2 protein-coding genes are annotated in these 2,121 nt (G+C 67.6%); both read right to left on the bottom strand.

Features of this window, described 5'->3' with window-relative positions:
- A partial coding sequence (locus tag AWB68_RS44290) for an ROK family transcriptional regulator (protein WP_087650375.1) occupies window positions 1-1,193 on the bottom strand: 1,193 nt, incomplete at its 3' end.
- 352 nt (window positions 1,194-1,545) lie between these two features.
- Window positions 1,546-2,121: CBS domain-containing protein (locus tag AWB68_RS44285; protein ID WP_125483294.1), on the bottom strand; the 576-nt coding region annotated here is incomplete at its 5' end.

The raw sequence follows: 2,121 nt of genomic DNA, 5'->3' as shown, positions 1-2,121 counted from the left end.
GCGCGCGGAGAAAAGTTGAAGAACATCGGCAGCGTCGCGGCGCCGATCGCGCCCGCGTCGCGGCCAAACGAACCGCGCGCGAGCACCGGCACGTCGCGCGATTCCGGAGCGTTCGCGCCCATCGTCGCCCGCAGGCGTTCGATCAGCGTATCGAGCAGGCCGGCGTCGATATCGGCGTCGAGCACCACGACCGGCACGTCGAGCACGCACAGCATCGAGCGCAGCGCCGGGGCGAGTGCGTCGACACAATCGTTGATCCACTCGTCGACGGCCGGCAGGCGCCGCGCGATGCAGTCTTCGAGGTCGGCGCGATTCTTGATCGATTCGCCGCAATAGCGCAGGTGGCGTGCCAGGGCATTGAGCGACGCGCGCGAAATCAGGATGTCCCACTGCCCGGCCGGCTGCGGCGCCGACGGCAGGCGGCTCGGCGCCACCGGCATCACGGCGATGTCGCCCGCGTTGCCCGAGACGCCGCGCAGACAGTCGCCGTCGACCGCGATGCCCGCGCCTATCGCCGAGCCGAGGAACAGGTAGATGAAGTCGTCGCAGTGGCGCCCGCAGCCGTAGAACAGTTCCGCGATGGCGGCCGAGTTGCCGTCGTTTTCGTTGAACACCGGCAGCCCGAGTGCGCGGCCGAGTTCGCTCGGGAAGTCCATTTCGTCCCAGGCGCGGAACGTGTCGGCCGGCAAGCCGAGTTCACGCAGCCAGCTACCGAGATTGAAGGGCTGCGCAAGGCCGACGCCGGCCAGCCGTTCGCGTTCGCTCGGGCTCAGATGTTCCATCATGGCCTGGATGTCGCGCTGGAGAATGCCGAGGACTTCCGTCGGATGCGGCAGGACCATGTCGTACGAGGCGCGCGCCAGCACCGAGCCGGCAAAGTTCACCAGCACCGTCTCCAGGCTCGTGCGATTGAGCCGAACGCCGATGCCGAACGCACCGCGCGGGTCGAGGCGGATCAGCGACGCGGGCTGGCCGCGCTGGCCGTCGAGGCGCCGTCCGGTGAATTCGATCAGGCCGGCCTTGCCGAGCGACGCGATGATGCTGCCGACGGCCGTGCTCGTCAGGTTCGCGTGACGGGCGAGGTCGGCTTTCGACGCGGGCTCGGTGCGGCGCAGCGCTTGCAGCAGCAAGCGCTCGTTGTAGCGGCGCACGTTGGCCGAGTTGCTGCCTTGGCCGATATGGGGGCTTCTCACGCGTCTCCTCCGGGAAACTACCGTCGTTTTCTGATTAATTAAATCAAGTTGATTTATTTAATACCGACGCGCGTTGCGTGTAAAGCAGGGGAAATCCCGGGGCCCGGCGGGCACGGAAGTTAATCTTTCACGAATGAAAGGCTGTGCAGGCGCCCCGGCCGGTTCCGGCTGAGACTGAGAGTAGTCGCCGGATGGGGAAATAGCACGGAATGGTTGGACGAGATGCACCCGCGGGCCGAATCGGCATGTGCCTTGTTTTGGTGCTTATCGGCGGCGGGGCGTGAGGGAAAAAGGAGAGTCGTGGAGCGCGCCCTGCGCGTGGAAGCCGCGAGCGGCGAGGATCGCCGCGCGCCTACCGGCTCCCGGCGCGTCTGCGCTTTGCAAAGGCCGATCCGCCACGCCCGATGCGCCGGAACCGCTCGCGCTTGTGCTCTTCGTCGAAGTGAGCAAGCGACGGCTTGACCAGATCGCTGCGCGACACGATCCCGACGAGCCGCCGCGTTTCGTTGTCCGTCACGACCGGCAGCCGCTCAAGGCCATGCACCGCGAGTCGCGTCGCGACCAGCCGGCAGGTCTCGCCGGGCAGCGCGACGACGGGCGCAGCACCGCGCAGCGCATCCCCGACGCTCGAAGCAGGGTCGCGTTCGAGCGTCGCCCGGTCGACCATGCCGATCACCGCGCCGCCGCGCACCGCCGGATACGCGCGATGCCTCTGCGCAACGCCAAAGAACGTCGCGAGCGCTTCGCGCACCGTCAGGTCCGCGTCGATCGTCTGCACCGTCCGCGACATGACCTCGTCGACGTGATGCCGCTCCAGCGGATCGACGCCGTACTCGCGGTAGATGTGATACCCGCGCCGCGCGATCTTCTCGGTCATGATCGAGCGCTTCATGACGACGGTGGTGAAGCCATGCGCGACGAGCGTCGC

Origin of the sequence: Caballeronia choica, from assembly GCF_001544535.1 — a bacterium.
In the GTDB taxonomy this organism is placed as follows: Bacteria; Pseudomonadota; Gammaproteobacteria; order Burkholderiales; family Burkholderiaceae; genus Caballeronia; species Caballeronia choica.
This window is presented reverse-complemented; position numbering and strand designations above follow the sequence as displayed.